Origin of the sequence: Gilliamella sp. B14384G12 (assembly GCF_016101825.1) — a bacterium.
GTDB classification, from domain to species: domain Bacteria; phylum Pseudomonadota; class Gammaproteobacteria; order Enterobacterales; family Orbaceae; genus Gilliamella; species Gilliamella apicola_N.
The window spans coordinates 1-319 of record NZ_JACFPU010000063.1 but is presented as its reverse complement, the minus strand read 5'-3'; the positions used below and the strand labels follow the sequence as shown (position 1 = coordinate 319).

Here is a 319-nt window from a genome sequence, read left to right as displayed (position 1 = left end):
TCATCGACGAATAGCCTTGACTCATGAAGGTATGAACTTATTTAAAGTAGTCAAAAAGTCTCTAAATATTTTAAATCAAGAAATAAAAGGAGAATTATTATGTATGATGAAAATAGATTTTTAAAGAAAAATCATGTTATTAATCGTTATCAACTCTCTAAGCTGCACACGTTTGAGTCAGTCGCTCGTCATTTATCATTTGCATTAGCAGCTGAAGAACTTTGCATTAGTCCGAGTGCAGTAAGTCATCAAATTAATAAACTGGAAGATGAACTTTCATTTAAATTATTTCAGCGCTATCATCGACGAATAGCCTTGA

The 319-nt window shown here is 31.7% G+C and carries 1 protein-coding gene; it reads left to right on the top strand.

Translation table 11 applies throughout. The features are described from left to right. Positions 1-99 precede the first annotated feature (99 nt). The coding region (locus tag H3S73_RS13670; RefSeq protein ID WP_198229257.1) for a LysR family transcriptional regulator at positions 100-319 on the top strand (220 nt) is incomplete at its 3' end.